The 18,319-nt window shown below is 56.1% G+C and carries 20 protein-coding genes, 2 tRNA genes and 1 other annotated feature; of the genes, 10 read left to right on the top strand and 12 right to left on the bottom strand.

Translation table 11 applies throughout. The features are described from left to right. Positions 1-18 precede the first annotated feature (18 nt). The 9 genes from hisIE to hisL all read right to left on the bottom strand — a co-directional run bounded on the left by hisIE (position 19) and on the right by hisL (position 7,235). Entirely contained in the window at positions 19-630 is a 612-nt protein-coding gene (gene hisIE / locus AC0TOY_RS04910) for a bifunctional phosphoribosyl-AMP cyclohydrolase/phosphoribosyl-ATP diphosphatase HisIE (protein WP_417927586.1), read from the bottom strand. Further along, entirely contained in the window at positions 624-1,400 is a 777-nt protein-coding gene (gene hisF, locus AC0TOY_RS04905) for an imidazole glycerol phosphate synthase subunit HisF (protein WP_023330862.1), read from the bottom strand. Before hisF ends, hisIE begins: the two co-directional genes overlap by 7 nt. Next, entirely contained in the window at positions 1,382-2,119 is a 738-nt protein-coding gene (hisA, locus tag AC0TOY_RS04900; RefSeq protein ID WP_148769857.1) for a 1-(5-phosphoribosyl)-5-[(5-phosphoribosylamino)methylideneamino]imidazole-4-carboxamide isomerase, read from the bottom strand. Before hisA ends, hisF begins: the two co-directional genes overlap by 19 nt. Further along, positions 2,119-2,709, bottom strand: coding sequence for an imidazole glycerol phosphate synthase subunit HisH (hisH, locus tag AC0TOY_RS04895; protein WP_032646447.1), 591 nt, complete (start codon positions 2,707-2,709; stop codon positions 2,119-2,121). The genes hisA and hisH overlap by 1 nt, the downstream gene beginning before the upstream one ends. Further along, entirely contained in the window at positions 2,709-3,776 is a 1,068-nt protein-coding gene (gene hisB / locus AC0TOY_RS04890; protein ID WP_473721550.1) for a bifunctional histidinol-phosphatase/imidazoleglycerol-phosphate dehydratase HisB, read from the bottom strand. The genes hisH and hisB overlap by 1 nt, the downstream gene beginning before the upstream one ends. Beyond that, positions 3,773-4,834, bottom strand: a complete 1,062-nt coding sequence (gene hisC / locus AC0TOY_RS04885; RefSeq protein ID WP_407821479.1) for a histidinol-phosphate transaminase — start codon at positions 4,832-4,834, stop codon at positions 3,773-3,775. The genes hisB and hisC overlap by 4 nt, the downstream gene beginning before the upstream one ends. Further along, a complete protein-coding gene (gene hisD, locus AC0TOY_RS04880; RefSeq protein ID WP_047061175.1) occupies positions 4,831-6,135 on the bottom strand; it encodes a histidinol dehydrogenase in 1,305 nt (434 codons plus the stop codon). The genes hisC and hisD overlap by 4 nt, the downstream gene beginning before the upstream one ends. A gap of 5 nt (positions 6,136-6,140) precedes the next feature. After that, positions 6,141-7,040 (bottom strand): ATP phosphoribosyltransferase, encoded by a 900-nt coding sequence (gene hisG / locus AC0TOY_RS04875; RefSeq protein WP_000886595.1) that lies wholly within the window; start codon positions 7,038-7,040, stop codon positions 6,141-6,143. 45 nt (positions 7,041-7,085) lie between these two features. Then, positions 7,086-7,209, bottom strand: a sequence feature (His leader region). Continuing rightward, positions 7,185-7,235 (bottom strand): his operon leader peptide, encoded by a 51-nt coding sequence (hisL, locus tag AC0TOY_RS04870; RefSeq protein ID WP_001364200.1) that lies wholly within the window; start codon positions 7,233-7,235, stop codon positions 7,185-7,187. It overlaps the preceding feature by 25 nt. Before the next feature lie 175 nt (positions 7,236-7,410). Here hisL and AC0TOY_RS04865 point away from each other — a divergent pair, with 175 nt between their 5' ends. The 4 genes from AC0TOY_RS04865 (at position 7,411) to plaP (ending at position 10,836) form a co-directional block, all read left to right on the top strand. Then, positions 7,411-8,235 carry an SDR family oxidoreductase gene (locus tag AC0TOY_RS04865; protein WP_024908072.1) on the top strand — a complete coding sequence of 275 codons (825 nt, stop codon included), beginning with the start codon at positions 7,411-7,413 and terminating at the stop codon, positions 8,233-8,235. A 41-nt stretch (positions 8,236-8,276) separates the two neighbouring features. Continuing rightward, positions 8,277-9,206 carry a LysR substrate-binding domain-containing protein gene (locus AC0TOY_RS04860; protein ID WP_024908071.1) on the top strand — a complete coding sequence of 310 codons (930 nt, stop codon included), beginning with the start codon at positions 8,277-8,279 and terminating at the stop codon, positions 9,204-9,206. A gap of 219 nt (positions 9,207-9,425) precedes the next feature. After that, positions 9,426-9,488 (top strand): membrane protein YoeI, encoded by a 63-nt coding sequence (gene yoeI / locus AC0TOY_RS04855; RefSeq protein ID WP_100245854.1) that lies wholly within the window; start codon positions 9,426-9,428, stop codon positions 9,486-9,488. Then, on the top strand, positions 9,478-10,836 hold the full coding sequence (gene plaP, locus AC0TOY_RS04850; RefSeq protein WP_008499462.1) for a putrescine/proton symporter PlaP: 1,359 nt from the start codon (positions 9,478-9,480) through the stop codon (positions 10,834-10,836). The genes yoeI and plaP overlap by 11 nt, the downstream gene beginning before the upstream one ends. Before the next feature lie 99 nt (positions 10,837-10,935). Here plaP and sbcB read toward each other — a convergent pair whose 3' ends face one another. Beyond that, positions 10,936-12,372, bottom strand: coding sequence for an exodeoxyribonuclease I (gene sbcB, locus AC0TOY_RS04845; RefSeq protein WP_473721597.1), 1,437 nt, complete (start codon positions 12,370-12,372; stop codon positions 10,936-10,938). A 198-nt stretch (positions 12,373-12,570) separates the two neighbouring features. Between sbcB and dacD the strand changes: the two genes are divergently transcribed. From dacD to AC0TOY_RS04825, 4 genes are all read left to right on the top strand, one after another. Next, positions 12,571-13,737 carry a serine-type D-Ala-D-Ala carboxypeptidase DacD gene (gene dacD, locus AC0TOY_RS04840; RefSeq protein ID WP_032646438.1) on the top strand — a complete coding sequence of 389 codons (1,167 nt, stop codon included), beginning with the start codon at positions 12,571-12,573 and terminating at the stop codon, positions 13,735-13,737. Positions 13,738-13,856: 119 nt separating this feature from the next. Further along, complete coding sequence (gene sbmC / locus AC0TOY_RS04835; protein ID WP_024908068.1) at positions 13,857-14,330, top strand: DNA gyrase inhibitor SbmC; 474 nt, start codon at positions 13,857-13,859, stop codon at positions 14,328-14,330. A 92-nt stretch (positions 14,331-14,422) separates the two neighbouring features. After that, a complete protein-coding gene (locus AC0TOY_RS04830; RefSeq protein WP_473721549.1) occupies positions 14,423-15,481 on the top strand; it encodes an FUSC family protein in 1,059 nt (352 codons plus the stop codon). Positions 15,482-15,639: 158 nt separating this feature from the next. Further along, on the top strand, positions 15,640-15,975 hold the full coding sequence (locus AC0TOY_RS04825) for a DUF496 family protein (protein ID WP_008499467.1): 336 nt from the start codon (positions 15,640-15,642) through the stop codon (positions 15,973-15,975). A gap of 47 nt (positions 15,976-16,022) precedes the next feature. Here AC0TOY_RS04825 and AC0TOY_RS04820 read toward each other — a convergent pair whose 3' ends face one another. Together AC0TOY_RS04820 and AC0TOY_RS04815 are read right to left on the bottom strand one after the other, a co-directional pair. Beyond that, positions 16,023-16,358, bottom strand: coding sequence for a gamma-glutamylcyclotransferase family protein (locus tag AC0TOY_RS04820; RefSeq protein ID WP_473721548.1), 336 nt, complete (start codon positions 16,356-16,358; stop codon positions 16,023-16,025). A gap of 53 nt (positions 16,359-16,411) precedes the next feature. Continuing rightward, positions 16,412-16,487, bottom strand: a tRNA-Asn gene (locus AC0TOY_RS04815). Between the two features lie 161 nt (positions 16,488-16,648). Between AC0TOY_RS04815 and emmdR the strand changes: the two genes are divergently transcribed. Both emmdR and AC0TOY_RS04805 read left to right on the top strand, forming a co-directional pair. Further along, positions 16,649-18,103, top strand: a complete 1,455-nt coding sequence (gene emmdR, locus AC0TOY_RS04810) for a multidrug efflux MATE transporter EmmdR (protein WP_139210916.1) — start codon at positions 16,649-16,651, stop codon at positions 18,101-18,103. A gap of 103 nt (positions 18,104-18,206) precedes the next feature. Then, positions 18,207-18,282, top strand: a tRNA-Asn gene (locus AC0TOY_RS04805). The last annotated feature ends 37 nt before the right edge of the window (positions 18,283-18,319 follow it).

Below are 18,319 nucleotides of genomic sequence, written 5' to 3'. Positions count from 1 at the left end.
GGATATACCCCGGTTTTTTTATTTGTGACGCTTACGAAGATTCTCTATCACCGCCGTCAAATCCAGCTCCTGATCCTGCAGCAGCACCAGCAGGTGATACATCAAATCAGACGCTTCATTCGTCAGTTCCTCGCGGTCATGCACCGTCGCGGCCAGCGCGGTCTCAACTCCTTCTTCTCCTACCTTCTGTGCGATACGCTTGGTTCCGCTGGCGTACAGCTTCGCGGTGTAGGAACTTTCGGGATCCGCCGTTTTACGCTCTGCCAGCAGCTGTTCCAGTTGATACAGGAACAACCACTGGTGGCTCGTCTCACCGAAGCAGCTGCTGGTGCCCTTGTGGCAGGTCGGCCCGATCGGATTGACCAGCACCAGCAGGGTGTCGTTATCGCAGTCCGGCGTAATGCTGACCACGTTCAGGAAATGACCCGAGGTTTCCCCTTTGGTCCACAGGCGCTGTTTCGTGCGCGAGAAAAACGTCACTTTGCCGCTGTCGATCGTTTCTGCGAGCGCGTCCTGGTTCATATACCCCAGCATCAGCACTTCGCCTGAGACGGCATGCTGGACAACTACCGGCAGTAATCCGTCCGTTTTTTTCCAGTCCAGCTGCGCCTGTTGTTGCTCTGTTAACATACCCTGATCTCCACGCCCTGGTCGGCCAGGTACGTTTTTAACTCACCAATATTAATAATCTGTTTGTGGAAAACGGACGCGGCCAGCGCACCGTCCACGTTGGCATCACGGAATGCTTCGAGGAAGTGTTCCATGGTGCCCGCGCCGCCGGAGGCGATCAGCGGAACGTGGCAGACCGCACGGACTTTTTTGAGCTGCTCCAGATCGTAACCGTTACGCACGCCGTCCTGGTTCATCATGTTGAGGACAATCTCGCCCGCGCCACGCTTCTGCACTTCCTGCACCCAGTCGAGCGTTTCCCACTGCGTTACGCGCGTGCGGCTTTCGTCACCCGTATATTGATTGACGTGGTACTTGCCCGTTGCGGCGTCATACCAGGTGTCGATCCCAACCACAATACACTGCACGCCAAAACGATCGGCCAGGCGGGTGATCAGCTCCGGGTCGGCCAGGGCAGGGGAATTGATGGAAATCTTGTCGGCACCAAACGAGAGAATTTTGGCGGCGTCGTCTGCGGATTTAATCCCGCCCGCCACGCAGAACGGAATATCGATCACTTCCGCCACGCGCGCCACCCAGCTTTTGTCGACCACGCGGCCATCGCTGGAAGCGGTGATATCATAAAAGACCAGCTCGTCTGCGCCTTCATCGGCATAGCGTTTTGCCAGCGGGACGATGTCGCCAATGATCTCGTGGTTGCGGAACTGCACGCCTTTCACGACCTGGCCGTCACGTACGTCCAGGCAAGGGATTATCCGTTTTGCCAGCATTGAATCGCCTCCGTCACAGTAAATTTACCTTCCAGCAGGGCTCGGCCCACAATCACGCCCTGAACGCCCGTTCCGCGCAGCGCGGCAATATCGTTTAAATCACCAATTCCGCCAGAAGACTGGAAGGCTACCTGCGGATAACGCGCACAGACCTCTTCATACAGCGAGACGTTGGAGCCCGCCAGCGTACCGTCGCGAGAGATGTCCGTGCATAACACGTGCTTCAGGCCGACGGGGAGATACATCTCGACCAGCGCTTCCAGCGTCACGCCGGAGTTTTCCTGCCAGCCGCTGACCGCCACCTGCTTATTACCCTGTTCATCAATACGAACATCCAGCGCCAGCACCAGCGCGTCGGCGCCAAAGCGGCGGAACCAGCCTTTTACGGTCTCTGGCTCTTTCACGGCGGTTGAACCGACCACCACGCGCGCTACGCCCGCGTCCAGCAGCGCCGCAACGTCATCTTCCGTACGCACGCCGCCGCCAACCTGTACCGGCACATCAACACCGGCGACCAGATTTTTCAGCAGGGGGATCTGGCGCTTCGCCGGATCTTTCGCGCCCGTCAAATCCACCAGATGCAGCACCTGCGCACCCTGGGCGGCATAATCCTGCAGACGCGGCAGCGGGTCGTTTCCGTAGTCTCGCTGCTGGCCGTAATCGCCCTGGTGGAGACGGACAACCGTGCCGTCAATTAAATCTAAAGCGGGAATAATCATCACATCTCCAGGAAGTTTTTCAGCAGCTGCGCGCCTGCGGCGCCAGAGCGCTCCGGGTGAAACTGCACGCCGAAGAAATTGTCTTTCTGTACGGCCGCGGTAAACGCCTCGCCGTAGGTGCACTGGGCGATCGTATTCACGTTCACCGGCATGGCGTAGCTGTGCACGAAGTAAAAATACGCACCGTCTTCAATGCCGCGAAAAAGCCTGTCGCCCGCTTTGGCGTACACGCGGTTCCAGCCCATATGCGGCAGAGGCAGGCCGTGATCGGTCATTTTCGGCACGTCTTCGTCGATAATGCCCAGCAGGTCAACGCCGTTGCTCTCTTCGCTGCGGCGGCCCAGGATCTGCATGCCCAGGCAAATCCCCAGCACCGGCTGGGTACAGGCTTTGATCAGATCGACCAGCTCGCGTTCGCGAATCTGATCCATCGCGGCCTGCGCGGTTCCCACGCCCGGTAAAAAGAGTTTGTCTGCACGCAGCACCACGTCCGGGTCACGGCTGACCACCGGCTCGTAGCCGTGGCGCGCAATCGCCGACTTTACGGAGTTCAGGTTGGCGCATCCGGTATCCAGAATCACCACGTTCATTACAGCACTCCTTTTGATGAGGGCAGGGCATCGCCTTCCACGCGGATTGCCTGGCGCAGCGTTCGGCCGAAGGCCTTGAAGAGACTCTCTACGCGGTGGTGGTCGTTCTTGCCTTTGGTCTTCAGGTGTAGCGTCAGGCCCATGGTGTAGGACAATGAACGGAAGAAGTGCTCCACCATTTCGGTGCTCAGATCGCCCACGCGCTGGTAATTGAAGTCTGCTTTATATTCCAGATGCGGACGACCTGAGATGTCCATCGCGCAGCGCGCCAGGCACTCGTCCATCGGCAGGACAAAGCCAAAACGGTTGATGCCGCGTTTATCACCGAGCGCCAGCTTGAGAGCTTCGCCCAGCGCCAGGCCGGTATCTTCCACGGTGTGGTGATCGTCAATATAAAGGTCGCCTTTTACCGTGATCTCCATGCGGAAACCGCCGTGGGTGGCAATCTGGTCCAGCATGTGGTCGAAGAAACCGACGCCGGTGTGGATCTTGCTGCCGCCTTCGCGGTCCAGCCAGACCTTCACATCAATCTGCGTCTCTTTGGTGTTGCGTTCAACGTGCGAGAAGCGGTCACGTTTTGTCAGTTGTTCGCCAATCATCGCCCAATTAAGGTTGTTGCGGTCGTAGCGAAGCCCCGCGATGCCCATGTTTTCCGCGAGTGTAATATCGGTGATACGATCGCCGATGACATAGCTGTTGGCCTTATCCAGCACATCCGCCGCCAGATAGCGCTCGACCAGCTTCACCTTTGGCTTACGGCAGTCACACTCGTCGGCCGGCATGTGAGGGCAAATCAGTACCTCATCAAAAACCACACCCTGAGAGATCAGAACCTGCATCATCAGATTATGCGGGCCGTCAAAGTCTGCCTGCGGGAAGCTGTCGGTACCCAGACCGTCCTGGTTGGTGATCATCACCAGCTTGTATCCGGCTTTTTGCAGCTTAAGCAGCACCGGGATTACGTCAGGTTCGAACGCCAGCTTGTCGAATCGGTCGACCTGAAAATCAGCTGGTGGCTCCGAAATAAGGGTGCCGTCACGATCGATGAAAAGGATCTTCTGGGTCATACTTTCTCCGCTTTCAGGGCGTCAATCACGCGCTGGCTCTCTGCACGGGTGCCGACGGTAATGCGCAGGCATCCGCTCAGAGAAGGTTGTTTATTCTGGTCTCGTAAGATAATGCCCTGATCCCATAAAGATTTAAATACGGCGCTGGAAGCGGTAAAGCGCACCAGGATGTAGTTGGTTTCCGAGTCGAACACCTTCTCCACGCACGGGATATCTTTCAGGGCCGTCACCAGGTACTGACGCTCTTCCAGAATTTGCGCCACGCGCTCGCGCATGGCGTTGATGCCCTGCGGCGCCAGCGCCTGTGCGGCAATGTCGGCAACCGGCGTGGAGAGGGGGTACGGAGCGATCACCTTCAGCAGCAGGTCGATGACCTCTTTATTGGCCAGCGTAAAGCCGCAGCGCAGGCCCGCGAGGGCGAAAGCCTTCGACAGCGTACGCAGCACCACCAGGTGCGGATACTCTTCAATCCAGCCTGCCAGCGTCGCCTTCGGGCAGAACTCGATGTAGGCTTCGTCGGCCACCACCAGCGCTTTACCGCGCGTCATCTCCAGCAGGGTTCGGATATCCTGCGGGTTGATAATCTGTCCGGTGGGGTTGTTCGGGCTACAGACAAACACGACCTTTACGCCGTCAAGATTGTCGGCAATGCCCTGCAGATCCAGCTGCCAGTTCTCCAGTGAGAGCACGTTGCGGCACGCCACCCCGAAGGTTTCCGCGCTGACGCTGTACATGCCGTAGGTCGGCTGGCAGTACATCACCGCATCTTTGCCCGGCTCGCAGAAGGCGCGGATCAGCAGTTCAATGCCTTCATCCGCGCCGCGGCTGACCAGCACCTGCTCCGGCTTCACGCCCGCGTACTGCGCGTAGTTTTCAATCACCGCTTTTGGCTGACACTCCGGATAGCGGTTCAGCGTTTGCTGCGACAGCTCAAACTGTACCGCCGTTGGATATTCGTTGGCGTTCAGCCAGACATCCCCTTTACCGCCCAGACGACGCGCAGACTGATAGGGCGTCAGGCGACGGACATTTTCACGGGCTAATTCTTCAATGTTCATGCTTGCTCCTTCAGGGCTGCAACGCGCAGCGTAACGGCATTTTTGTGGGCGGTCAGGCGCTCGGCGGCGGCCAGGGTTTCAATAGTAGACGCCAGAGACGCAAACCCTTCGCGGGAGAGTTCCTGCACGGTCATGCGTTTCTGGAAATCCGCCAGGCCCAGGCTGGAACAGGTTGAGGTATAGCCATACGTTGGCAGCACGTGGTTGGTGCCGGAGGCGTAATCGCCCGCAGACTCCGGTGACCAGTCGCCGAGGAACACCGAGCCCGCGCTGGTAATGCTGTCGACCAGATCGCGCGCGTTGCGGGTCTGAATAATCAGGTGCTCCGGGCCGTACTGGTTAGAAATGGCAATGCACTGGTCCAGGTCGCGCGCCACAATCAGGCGGCTGGCCGCTAACGCCTGGCGTGCCGTGTCGGCGCGGGGCAGGTCGGCAAGCTGACGCTCCACAGCTTCGCCTACGCGTTTTGCCATATCGGCATCCGGCGTCAGCAGGATGACCTGCGAGTCCGGGCCGTGTTCCGCCTGGGAAAGCAGGTCGGACGCCACGAAGTCCGGCGTGGCGCCGCTGTCGGCAATCACCAGCACTTCAGACGGACCGGCGGGCATATCGATGGCCGCACCGTCCAGACGCTGGCTGACCTGGCGCTTAGCTTCGGTCACGTACGCATTTCCCGGGCCAAAGATTTTGTCGACCTTGGGAATGGATTCTGTGCCGAACGCCAGGGCTGAAATCGCCTGCGCGCCGCCCACTTTATAGACCGCCTGCACCCCGCACAGCTTCGCCGCGTACAGGATCTCGTCGGCAATCGGTGGCGGTGAGCAAAGCACCACTTTCTGACATCCGGCAATGCGTGCGGGAGTCGCCAGCATCAGTACGGTGGAGAAAAGCGGGGCAGAGCCGCCGGGAATATAGAGGCCGACGGACGCAACCGGGCGCGTGACCTGCTGGCAACGCACGCCGGGCAGGGTTTCCACATCCACGGTCTGCAGCTTTTGCGCGGTGTGGAAGGTATCAATATTTTTCACCGCAACGGCCATCGCCTGCTTGATGTCGTCACCCAGACGATTGCTGGCATCAATGATTTCCTGCTCGGTAACCCGTAATGCGCCGACTTCCGTCTTATCAAACTTTGCGCTGTATTCACGTAGCGCGTCATCGCCGCGGGCTTTGACGTTATCCAGGATCTCCGCCACGGTGCGCGAGATGCTTTCAGAGGCGGAAATTGCCGGGCGCATCAGCAGCTCGCGCTGCTGTGCGTCGCTACAGGTATTCCAGTCGATGATTGTGTTAAAGCTCATGGCCATTACTCCATCATCTTCTCAATCGGCAGCACCAGGATGGAGCTTGCGCCCAGCGCCTTCAGTTTTTCCATGGTTTCCCAGAACAGGGTTTCGCTGCTCACCATGTGCATCGCCACGCGCTGCTGATCGCCCGCCAGCGGCAGGATGGTTGGACGCTCGGCGCCAGGCAGCAGGGCAATCACTTCATCCAGACGCTCGGTCGGGGCGTGCATCATGATGTACTTGGACTCACGCGCCTGAATTACGCCCTGAATACGGGTCAGCAGTTTGTCGATCAGCTGCTGCTTAGCGTCGGCCATCTCGCCGTCACGCTGAATCAGGCACGCTTTGGAGCGGTAGATCACTTCCACTTCGCGCAGACCGTTCGCTTCCAGCGTCGCGCCGGTAGAGACGAGGTCACAGATGGCGTCCGCCAGACCCGCACGCGGGGCCACTTCAACAGAGCCGTTCAGCAGACAGGATTTAAACTGCACGCCTTTCTGATCCAGATAACGCTTTAACAGGTGAGGGTAGGAGGTGGCGATACGTTTGCCGTTCAGCGCGGCCGGACCGTCCCAGGCTTCATCAACCGGCGTCGCCAGCGACAGGCGGCAGCCGCCGAAGTCCAGACGACGCAGGGTGAAGTAACGTGGGTCTTCGCCCTGCGCGCGGCGGGTCAGCAGCTCTTCTTCCAGCACGTTTTCCCCGATGATGCCGAGGTCAACGACGCCATCCATGACCAGGCCGGGAATATCGTCATCACGCACGCGCAGAATGTCGATGGGCATGTTTTCAGCCAGAGCAATCAGGCGCTGGGTGTGCAGGTTAATTTTAATCCCGCAGCGGGCCAGCAGTTCGCGTGAATCGTCACTTAAACGGCCTGATTTTTGAATAGCTATGCGTAAACGTGAGTTATCTAACATTCTTTATTCCTCGTTAACCTGTTTTAACCTGTCTGAATTCGGTCCAAAAAAAAGCCCCCGGAAGAAGATCTTCCGGGGGCTTTCTCATGCGTTCATGCACCACTGGAAGATCCAAACGTCTTCCAGCACACATCGCCTGAAAGACTAGTCAGGATGATGGTGATGATGGTGGTGTTTAAATTGAACGCGTGTCATATAAATTCTCGATGAATGCTTATTCATTTGATGTCTTTTAACGTAAACCAGTTGTACGACATATTGCAAGGGCTTTTTTTGATCATTAATTCATTTCATATTGATGCTATGAATTGTGTGTTCTGCCGGGCTGGCGTAGCCTTATAAAAGACGAGTGAGAGTCAGGAGAATTCGCATGAAAAAGGTCGCGATTGTCGGTTTAGGATGGCTGGGAATGCCGCTGGCGATGTCATTAGCCGCGAAAGGCTGGCAGGTGACCGGGAGCAAAACCACGGCGGATGGGGTAGAGGCAGCGCGCATGTGCGGTATTGATGGCGTTGAACTGCGTCTTGAACCGGAACTGGTGTGTGACGCTGACGACCTGGACACGCTGATGAACGTCGATGCGCTGGTGATCACTCTCCCCGCACGGCGCAGTGGCCCGGGCGAGTCGTTTTATCTGCAGGCGATGCAGGAGATTGTCGACAGCGCGCTGGCGCACCATGTTCCCCGCATCATTTTTACCAGCTCGACCTCGGTCTATGGTGAGGTTGAGGGCGTGGTGAAAGAAAGTTCCGAGCGCCGTCCCGTTACGGCCAGCGGTCAGGTTCTGAAAGAGCTGGAAGATTGGCTGCATAATCTTCCCGGCACGCAGGTTGATATCGTACGTCTGGCGGGGCTGGTGGGCCCTGGCCGTCATCCGGGACGCTTTTTCGCCGGGAAGTCTGCGCCAGATGGCCAGCATGTTGTCAATCTTGTGCATCTTGACGATGTTGTTGCCGCGATTGAGCTACTCTTACAGGCTCCGAAAGGTGGACACATCTATAATATATGTGCACCGTCTCATCCGGCGCGCAGCACGTTTTACCCGCTGATGGCACGTCAGCTGGGCCTGGCGCCACCGGTCTTTGGTGAGGCAAAGGATGACAGTAAAGGCAAAATTGTTGATGGCAATCGCATTTGTCATGAGCTGGGGTTTGAGTATCAGTATCCCGATCCGCTGGTGATGCCCATGGAATAAGTCCCGCAGCGGAGACGATCGCACACCAGAAGGGGGCGAGCATGAAACCGCTGCTGGATGTTCTTATTATTCTGGATGCACTGGAAAAAGAGGGGAGCTTTGCCGCTGCGTCGGCAAAACTCTACAAAACCCCTTCGGCCCTGAGCTATACCGTTCAAAAACTGGAAAGCGATCTCAATATCCAGATCCTCGATCGCTCCGGGCATCGAGCCCGTTTTACCCGTACCGGGCAAATGCTGCTGGAAAAGGGACGCGAAGTCCTCCACACCGTTCGTGAACTCGAAAAACAGGCCGTAAAACTCCATCAGGGCTGGGAAAACGAGCTGGTGATTGGCGTGGATGATACCTTTCCCTTTTCTCTCCTGACGCCGCTGATTGAAGCCTTTTATCAACACCACAGCGTGACCCGACTCATTTTTATAAACGGCGTGCTGGGAGGTTCCTGGGATGCCTTAACCCAGGGCAGGGCGGATATTTTTGTCGGTGCACTCCACGAGCCTCCCCAGTTGAGCGAGTTTGGTTTTGCGCGTCTGGGCGTGCTGGAGCAGGTGTTCGCTGTGGCGCCCCATCATCCGCTGGCTCAGGAGCCTGAACCGCTTAACCGCCGCGTGATTAAAGGCTACCGCGCGATTGTGGTGGGGGACAGCTCTCGTCCGGAATGTGCGGTTTCCTCGCAGCTGCTTGACGAGCAGGAGGCTATCACCGTTTTCGACTTTAAAACCAAGCTGGAGCTGCAAATCAGCGGCCTGGGCTGCGGCTATTTACCCCGCTATCTGGCACAGCGGTACATTGACAGCGGTGCGCTTGTTGAAAAACAGGTACTTGCTCAAAACAGCCATGAATCGGTATGGGTGGGCTGGAATGAACAGACCTCCGGGCTGGCCAGCGCCTGGTGGCGGGACGAAATTTTAGCAAATAGTGCTATCGCCGCTGTATATGCTCAGGGCAGTGTCGAGAAATCAGCCAGTTAGGAAAAAGAAAATTACCCGCTGCGTTGCAAAGTATTGCCTTTTGTATCCGATGTGGGGCAAAATGCCGCCGCTGCAACCAAATGAATAATCGACGATATAAAAGGCGTCGGTTATTTTTTTTTGCATGTACGAAACGAAACTAAAAACCAAGAGGCCGGGCTTCGTACCGGATAGATATTTACTAAAATCCGACAGTTGTTGTCGCTGAGGAAGAAAGAAATGGGGCAATTTTTCGCTTACGTGGCGGTTATCACCGTAAAGGAGATTAACTATGTCGCATAACGCAACTCCAAACACCTCTCGCGTGGAATTACGTAAAACGCTTACGTTGATTCCGGTTGTTATGATGGGCCTGGCCTATATGCAACCAATGACGCTGTTCGATACATTCGGTATCGTATCGGGCCTCACCGACGGTCATGTGCCGACGGCTTACGGCTTCGCGCTGATTGCGATCCTCTTTACCGCGCTGAGCTACGGTAAGCTGGTGCGTCGCTATCCGTCTGCCGGTTCTGCCTACACCTATGCCCAGAAATCCATCAGCCCGACGGTTGGCTTTATGGTGGGCTGGTCTTCGCTGCTCGACTACCTGTTCGCGCCGATGATCAACATTCTGCTGGCAAAAATCTATTTTGAAGCGCTGGTGCCGTCGATTCCATCCTGGATGTTCGTCGTGGCGCTGGTGGCCTTTATGACGGCCTTCAACCTTCGTAGCATTAAGTCTGTTGCCAACTTTAACTCCGTTATCGTTGTGCTTCAGGTTGTCCTGATTGCCGTTATTCTTGGCATGGTGATCTATGGCGTGTTCCACGGTGAAGGCGCTGGCACGCTGGCGAGCAGCAAACCGTTCTGGTCTGGTGATGCGCATGTGATCCCGATGATTACCGGGGCAACCATTCTGTGCTTCTCCTTTACCGGTTTTGACGGGATCAGCAACCTGTCTGAAGAAACCAAAGATGCAGAGCGCGTGATTCCTCGCGCCATCTTCCTGACGGCGCTGATTGGCGGTCTGATCTTTATTTTCTCGACCTATTTCCTGCAGCTGTACTTCCCGGATATCTCTCGCTTCAAGGATCCGGATGCATCTCAGCCGGAAATTATGCTGTATGTGGCGGGTAAAGCGTTCCAGGTTGGCGCGCTGATCTTCTCCACCATCACCGTACTGGCGTCCGGTATGGCCGCGCATGCAGGCGTTGCGCGTCTGATGTACGTGATGGGTCGCGATGGCGTATTCCCGAAAAGCTTCTTCGGCTACGTGCATCCAACCTGGCGTACCCCGGCGATGAACATTATCCTGGTCGGTGCGATCGCGCTTCTGGCAATTAACTTTGACCTGGTGATGGCAACGGCGCTGATTAACTTCGGTGCGCTGGTGGCGTTTACCTTTGTTAACCTGTCGGTTATCTCTCAGTTCTGGATCCGTGAAAAGCGTAACAAGACGCTGAAAGATCACTTCCAGTATCTGTTCCTGCCGATGTGTGGTGCCCTGACCGTGGGCGCGCTGTGGGTTAACCTGGAAGAGAGCTCGATGGTGCTTGGCCTGATTTGGGCGGGTATCGGCCTGGTTTACCTGGCCTGCGTCACGAAGAGCTTCCGTAACCCGGTTCCTCAGTACGAAGACGTCGCGTAAGACTGTGTCGGGTGGCGGCTACGCCTTACCCGACCTACAAAACCCAAGCGGGCAAAAAAAAGCCGGAGACATCGCCTCCGGCTTTTTTATACCCATCGATCAAACTATCTCTTGCGCGTACTGGAACAGGGATTTCAGCAGCGCCTGTTTCTCAGCATTCCCTTCATACTGGCCATAAAGCATTTCCAGCTCCTGGGCGTAGCTGTGCAGATACTCTGGCGTAAACACGTTACGACGGTGCTGCAGCCAGCGTTCCTGCTCTGCTTCATCCAGGGTTCCCGGGTAGTTACGCGCGCGATAATTAAACATCAGCTTTTCAATACGTTTATCGGCGAAGGTGATATCCAGGGCAGGCAAGTTACGCGGCTCGGTTTGCAGAACGATATTCATTGCAGCGCGATCGGCATCGCTGAAGAAACCATTATAGAGCTGGGCATCCACGTTTTCTGACGGTACGAACGGCTCGGCTTCGGCAAAAATGGCGACCACCTTCTCGCGCACCTGCGGGTTTTCGCGCAGCACTTTCAGGTTATCGAGGCAGTGCTGCCGGTTAATGCCCAGCCTGTCTGCATCTTCCGGGCGCAGCGTATTGGCCTGCGCCAGGACCGGACATTTATTGATATGCACCAGTTTGACCGGCACCGCAGGCAGCTCGCCGAGTTCATTCTTCGGCGTGTACAGCCGTTCGCGCAGGGTATCGCTGTCGAGCTCCAGCAGCGGCGAAATATCGCCGGCCAAATCCACCATAATCACCGCATTGCGGTTGTCCGGATGCCAGGCCAGCGGGGCGACCCAGCTGGTATTACCGCGCCAGGCGCCAAACATGCCGGAAATATGCACCATCGGCTTCATCTGCGGCACATCAATCAGCGTGGTCAACTTCTGTTTACTGCGGTGGCTCAGCAGATACTCGAACAGTCGTGGCTGCGCGCTTTTCACCAGCTTCGCCATGGCAATGGTGGCATAGACGTCGGCCATCGCGTCGTGAGCATTGCTGTGCTCGATGCCGTTGGCGCGCGTCAGGTGTTCCAGCCGGAAGCTGGTCAGCCCTTCCTCATTTTCCGGCCAGTTAATGCCTTCGGGACGCAGGGCATAACAGGCGCGCATGATGTCGAGCAAATCCCAGCGCGAATTGCGGTTCTGCCAGCTCCAGGCATAGGGATCGTAGAAGTTACGATAGAAGATGTTGCGCGTCACTTCGTCATCGAAGCGGATGTTGTTGTAACCGACCACGCAGGTATTGGGGACGGTAAACAGGTCGTGGATGCGTCGGGCGAATTCTGCCTCGTTAACGCCTTTTTCCCGCGCTTCCTGAGGAGTGATCCCGGTGACCATCACCGCGCCGGGCTGCGGCAGGTAGTCATCCGCAGGCTTGCAGTAAAAGACCTCTGGCTCGCCAATGATGTTGAATTCGTCGTCGGTACGGATGGCGGCAAACTGCGCCGGTCGGTCCAGCGCCGGGTGAGTGCCAAAGGTTTCATAGTCATGAAATAAAAAAGTCGGGCGAGCGGCAGAGTCAGACACCAGTAATACCATCCTGTTAAAAAATGACGTCACTATGGTAAACGATCGTGCGGTCGAGACCGAATAAAAAGCACCTCCGCGTTGCAGATTTGCGCGCCAGCTTCAGAGAAAAATCTGCGTTCTGTCACATTTTTTTGCAATTAAGCCAGGTAACGACATCAGAACTCCCGTAAAAAGGTCATCGATTTTTAATGACCTGAGGATATACCGTTGAAACGCCGTCTGTTTATTGCTGTTTCTTTACTCGCTTCGAGTGTCTCATCTGCTTTTGCGGCCGAACCACTGGATTTTTCGCCGCAGCCTCCGGCCATTCAGGCTGGCTCCTGGGTGCTGATGGATTACACGACTGGTCAGATCTTAACGGCGGGCAACGAACATCAACAACGCAATCCGGCGAGCCTGACCAAGCTGATGACGGGGTATGTGGTTGATCGGGCCATTGATAGCCACCGCATTACCCCGGACGATATTGTCACCGTAGGACGCGATGCCTGGGCAAAAGGGAACCCGGTGTTTGACGGTTCATCGCTGATGTTCCTGAAAGAAGGCGATCGCGTCTCCGTGCGCGACTTAAGCCGCGGCCTGATTGTCGACTCCGGCAACGACGCCTGCGTGGCGCTGGCCGATCACGTGGCGGGCGGTCAGCCGCAGTTTGTGAAGATGATGAACGACTACGTGCAGAAGCTGAACCTGCGCGATACGCATTTTGAAACCGTCCACGGGCTGGATGCGCCGGGCCAGCACAGCTCGGCCTATGACCTGGCCGTACTCTCCCGCGCCATCATCCACGGTGAGCCCGAGTTTTATCATATGTACAGCGAAAAGAGCCTGACCTGGAACGGGATCACCCAGCAAAACCGTAACGGCCTGCTGTGGGATAAAACCATGAACGTGGACGGGCTGAAAACAGGGCATACCTCGGGGGCGGGTTTTAACCTGATTGCGTCCGCCGTTGACGGCCAGCGCCGGTTAATCGCGGTAGTGATGGGGGCGGACAGTCCGAAAGGGCGCGAAGACCAGGCCCGGAAACTGCTGCACTGGGGGCAGCAGAATTTCGATACGGTGCAGATCCTGCATAGCGGTAAAAAAGTGGGGACAGAGCGGATCTGGTACGGCGATAAGGAGCAGGTGAAACTGGGTACCGACCAGGACTTCTGGCTGGCCCTGCCGAAAGCGGAAGTGCCTAACATCAAAGCCAAATACGTACTGGATAAAAAAGAGCTGGAAGCGCCGATCGCCGCGCACCAGCGGGTCGGGGAGATCCAGCTCTACGACCGCGACAAAGTGGTCGCGCACTGGCCGCTGGTGACGCTGGAAGCCGTTGATAAAGGCGGCTTGTTCTCTCGGCTGAGCGATTATCTGCACCATACGCTCTAACGGCAGATGAGCAGACTGGCAGGGTTGCGAGTCTGCTCACATAATAAACACTCCTCGTTTGCTGATAATAGTAATCCGGTTTTATAGTGTATAAATATACAGTAATAAGCGGAGGCAGCATGGACTACAGCATTAAGCAGCAACAGAAACGTAAGATTGCCGGTTTTCATTTGGTCGGACCGTGGGAACAAACGGTAAAACAGGGCTTTGAACAGCTGGTGATGTGGGTCGACGGGCGTCACATTGAGCCGCTGGAGTGGGTGGCGGTTTACTACGATAACCCGGATGAAGTCCCGCCAGAAAAACTGCGCTGTGATACGGCCGTTACGGTACCGGATGATTTCGTTATCCCGGAAAATAGCGAAGGCGTCATGATGACGGAAATCGCGGCCGGGGATTATGCCGTGGCGACGGCGCGCGTGGAAAACTACGACTTCGCCACGCCGTGGTATCAGTTCTTCAATTCTCTGCTGCAGGACAATAAGTACCAGATGGCGCTCAAACCCTGCTTCGAGCGCTATCTCAATGACGGCAATGCGGACGGTTACTGGGATATCGAAATGTATATCGCGGTAGAGCATAAAACGGTTTAGGCCTGTTAAATGAAGGGTTTTTCAGCCGGGAGCGATCCACCCGGCTGAAAACACAGTACAATTGTGATTTGCCGTGTAGCTGGAGAGCGGGTGTGCGTCCCGACAAATCATTAACCCCTTTTGAAATTCGGTTGTACAAACATTACCGCGTGGTGCATGGGTGCCGCATCGCGCTGGCTTTCGTGCTGACGTTTGTACTGGTGCGTTTGCTGGATGTTCCGGAAGGGACGTGGCCGCTGATCACGCTGGTGGTGGTGATGGGGCCCATCTCGTTTTGGGGGAACGTTGTTCCGCGCGCTTTAGAGCGAATTGGTGGGACGGTTTTAGGCTCAGCCCTTGGGCTTATTGCTCTGAAGCTGGAGCTCATCTCATTTCCCGTTATGCTGGCGTGGTGCGGTGCCGCCATGTTCCTGTGCGGCTGGCTGGCGTTGGGCAAAAAACCTTATCAGGCGCTGCTGATCGGTATTACGCTCGCGGTGGTGGTCGGTGCGCCCGCCGGGGATATGACCACGGCGCTGTGGCGAAGCGGGGATGTCATCCTGGGTTCACTGCTGGCGATGCTCTTCACCGGTATCTGCCCGCAGCGTGCTTTTCTGCACTGGCGTATTCAGATGGCCAGCTACGTCACCGCGTTTAACCGCGTCTATCAGGCCGGTTTTTCCCCTAATCTGGTTGAGCGCCCGCGCCTGGAAAAGCACCTGCAGACCATCCTTAACGACGTGGTCAAAATGCGCGGCCTGATCACGCCCGCCAGCAAAGAAACCCATATTCAGAAATCGATTTTTGAAGCCATCCAGACGGTAAGCCGCAATCTGGTCTGCATGCTTGAGCTGCAAATCAACGCACACTGGGCCACGCGCCCCAGCCATCTGTTGATGCTTAACGCGCAGACCCTCAAAGAGACCCAGCAGATGACGCAGCAAACACTGTTGACCATCGCTCATGCGCTCTATGAAGGGAACCCGCAGCCGATACTGGCCAACAGCGAGCGACTGAACGAGATCGTCGCGGAGCTGAAGCAGTTAATCAATGAACGCCAGAGCGATAACGTGGCGGAAACGCCTATTCATGGCTACGTCTGGCTGAGCATGGAACTGGCGCGGCAGCTTGAGCTGTTATCGCACCTGATTTGCCGGGCGCTGCGCAAATAAAAGGCGTATGTGACCGCTGCTGCTTCGATTCAGCAGCAATTGGGGTTATGATAGCTTTAAACGATATACTCATTGTCATTCGCAGCCGCTGTCAGTAAGGTTATTGTTACAACGGTTGCCTTAACGAATCCGAATCTCACATTATCAGGGGTGTAAAAATGGAAACTACCAAGCCTTCGTTCCAGGATGTTCTGGAATTCGTCCGCCTGTTCCGCCGCAAAAACAAACTGCAGCGTGAAATCCAGGACGTTGAGAAGAAGATCCGTGACAACCAGAAACGTGTTCTGCTGCTCGACAACCTGAGCGACTACATCAAGCCAGGCATGAGCGTTGAAGCTATTCAGGGCATCATCGCCAGCATGAAGAGCGACTATGAAGACCGTGTTGATGACTACATCATCAAAAACGCTGAGCTGTCCAAAGAGCGTCGCGACATCTCCAAGAAGCTGAAAGTGATGGGCGAAATCAAAAACGGCGAAGCAAAAAGCGAGTAATCGCAGCGAATAGTGAAAAAGGCTCTCTGGTGACAGAGAGCCTTTTTTTATGGCTCAGAACGCGGCTGTAGCTGGTAAATCCAGGCCTGGACCTGCTTGCCTTCAGCAGTGGTCACCGTGACCTCAACCCGATCGTAGCCGTCTTCAAACTCATCCAGCATTGGCCAGTGTGTGGCAAGGTTATCAGAGATAAACAAATAGCCTTCGACGCGGGGGCCATCGGGGTGGAGCACGATCCCCGGGAAGTCCGCCGCAGCGCCCCAGCCGCGTTCGTAAAACGTACCGGATACGGAACCGGCCAGCCATTCGCCGCCAATCTTTTCAAGAATATGCGCATTTGAGTGGCCCGGGCGCAGCGTGCCGTAGACAAACAGAGCGTTCATTTTCCCTCATCCGCAAAGCAAAAAGCCTGCTTTAAAAGCAGGCTTTTCAAATTTGGCTCCTCTGACTGGACTCGAACCAGTGACATACGGATTAACAGTCCGCCGTTCTACCGACTGAACTACAGAGGAATCGTTGTGGAGGCTTATCTTAGCGGCGAAAAAAGTTTTGTCAAACCTGATCTTAGGGAAAATCGACTGATTGCTGATTCTGTCGTCAGTTTGTTGTAAATCCACACATCTTTTTCCGGAAAATACTTTGCAGGATGAGCATTTCTCCCCCATCATTTGAAATGGAGTTTCAACTTTTCTCGCTAAGGTCCATTTTGAACGTTACTGCCTCCTTACGCCAGGCGATCGTGCGCACGCCATGGTATGCAAAACGTAAAAGCTATCGGGTTCTCTTCTGGCGTGAAATCACCCCTCTTGCCGTGCCTATCTTCCTGGAAAATACCTGCGTTTTGCTGATGGGAGTCCTGAGTACCTTCCTGGTGAGCTGGCTGGGGAAAGAGGCGATGGCCGGGGTGGGGCTGGCGGACAGCTTTAACATGGTGGTGATTTCGTTCTTTGCCGCCATTGACCTTGGGACGACGGTGGTGGTGGCCTTTAGCCTCGGCAAGCTGGACCCCAAACGTGCACGCGAGGCGGCCCGCCAGTCGCTGATGATCATGACCATTTTTTCAATTGTTCTGGCGGCGGTGATCCACTATTTCGGCAAAGAGATTATCGACTTTGTCGCCGGGGAGGCCACGAATGAGGTTAAAGACCTGGCGCTGACCTACCTGGAAATGACCGTCATCAGCTATCCGGCGGCGGCCATTGCGCTGATTGGTAGCGGTGCGCTGCGCGGGGCGGGCAACACCAAAATTCCGCTGCTGATCAACGGCGGAATGAATATCCTGAATATCATTATCAGCAGCGTGCTGATTTACGGTGTGTTCTCGTGGGACGGGCTGGGGTTCGTCGGCGCCGGACTGGGGCTGACCATTTCACGCTATATCGGTGCGGCTGCCATCATCGGGGTGCTGATGGCGGGGATCACTCCCTCGCTACGTCTGACGCTGAAAAGTTATTTTCGCCCCTTTAATTTCGCCATTATCTGGGAAGTGATGGGGATCGGCATTCCTGCAAGCATTGAGTCGGTGTTATTTAACGGCGGGAAATTGCTGACGCAGATGTTTGTCGCCGGCATGGGCACCGACGTGATCGCCGGTAACTTCATCGCCTTCTCCATCGCCTCGCTGATTAACCTGCCGGGTAACGCGCTGGGCTCTGCATCAACCATCATCACCGGGAAACGGCTCGGGAAAGGGCAGATAGGCCAGGCGGAGCGACAGCTGCGGCACGTCTTCTGGCTGTCGACCATTGGACTGACCGTGATTGCCTGGGGAACCGCCCCGTTTGCCGGGCTGATGGCTTCGTTCTATACCCACGAAGACGACGTTAAAGAGGTCGTTAAGATCCTCATCTGGCTCAATGCGGCCTTTATGCCCATCTGGGCGGCCTCATGGGTACTGCCCGCCGGGCTAAAGGGCGCGCGCGACGCCCGCTTTGCGATGTGGGTGTCGATGCTAGGCATGTGGGGATGTCGCGTCGTGGCGGGGTATACGCTCGGGGTGATGCTCGGATGGGGAGTGGTCGGCGTCTGGCTGGGGATGTTCCTCGACTGGGCCGTGCGGGGCGCGCTGTTCTACTGGCGGATGGTCAGCGGGCGCTGGCTGTGGAAATATCCGCGAAAAAATGCCTGACAATTGCGCGAAATGGAGAATAATTCGGCAAACGATCGGAAATATGCATTCTGCCTTTGACATCCCGGGGAGGCATCGATAATATGCGCCCCGTTCACACGATTCCTCTGTAGTTCAGTCGGTAGAACGGCGGACTGTTAATCCGTATGTCACTGGTTCGAGTCCAGTCAGAGGAGCCAAATTTGAAAAGCCTGCTTTTAAAGCAGGCTTTTTGCT

The sequence above is a fragment of the Enterobacter sp. PL_is379 genome (genome assembly GCF_055817355.1).
This window is presented reverse-complemented; position numbering and strand designations above follow the sequence as displayed.

What these genes read in the sequence shown, in the direction of transcription:
- AC0TOY_RS04825 (WP_008499467.1), top strand. Translation starts at nt 15,640, where the DNA reads ATGGAAACTACCAAGCCTTCGTTCCAGGATGTTCTGGAATTCGTCCGC.
- plaP (WP_008499462.1), top strand. Translation starts at nt 9,478, where the DNA reads ATGTCGCATAACGCAACTCCAAACACCTCTCGCGTGGAATTACGTAAA.
- sbmC (WP_024908068.1), top strand. Translation starts at nt 13,857, where the DNA reads ATGGACTACAGCATTAAGCAGCAACAGAAACGTAAGATTGCCGGTTTT.
- hisC (WP_407821479.1), bottom strand. Translation starts at nt 4,834, where the DNA reads ATGAACATTGAAGAATTAGCCCGTGAAAATGTCCGTCGCCTGACGCCC.
- sbcB (WP_473721597.1), bottom strand. Translation starts at nt 12,372, where the DNA reads ATGGTATTACTGGTGTCTGACTCTGCCGCTCGCCCGACTTTTTTATTT.
- AC0TOY_RS04820 (WP_473721548.1), bottom strand. Translation starts at nt 16,358, where the DNA reads ATGAACGCTCTGTTTGTCTACGGCACGCTGCGCCCGGGCCACTCAAAT.
- AC0TOY_RS04860 (WP_024908071.1), top strand. Translation starts at nt 8,277, where the DNA reads ATGAAACCGCTGCTGGATGTTCTTATTATTCTGGATGCACTGGAAAAA.
- hisD (WP_047061175.1), bottom strand. Translation starts at nt 6,135, where the DNA reads ATGAGCTTTAACACAATCATCGACTGGAATACCTGTAGCGACGCACAG.
- hisG (WP_000886595.1), bottom strand. Translation starts at nt 7,040, where the DNA reads ATGTTAGATAACTCACGTTTACGCATAGCTATTCAAAAATCAGGCCGT.
- AC0TOY_RS04865 (WP_024908072.1), top strand. Translation starts at nt 7,411, where the DNA reads ATGAAAAAGGTCGCGATTGTCGGTTTAGGATGGCTGGGAATGCCGCTG.
- hisB (WP_473721550.1), bottom strand. Translation starts at nt 3,776, where the DNA reads ATGACCCAGAAGATCCTTTTCATCGATCGTGACGGCACCCTTATTTCG.
- hisA (WP_148769857.1), bottom strand. Translation starts at nt 2,119, where the DNA reads ATGATTATTCCCGCTTTAGATTTAATTGACGGCACGGTTGTCCGTCTC.
- hisF (WP_023330862.1), bottom strand. Translation starts at nt 1,400, where the DNA reads ATGCTGGCAAAACGGATAATCCCTTGCCTGGACGTACGTGACGGCCAG.
- hisIE (WP_417927586.1), bottom strand. Translation starts at nt 630, where the DNA reads ATGTTAACAGAGCAACAACAGGCGCAGCTGGACTGGAAAAAAACGGAC.
- hisH (WP_032646447.1), bottom strand. Translation starts at nt 2,709, where the DNA reads ATGAACGTGGTGATTCTGGATACCGGATGCGCCAACCTGAACTCCGTA.
- emmdR (WP_139210916.1), top strand. Translation starts at nt 16,649, where the DNA reads ATGGAGTTTCAACTTTTCTCGCTAAGGTCCATTTTGAACGTTACTGCC.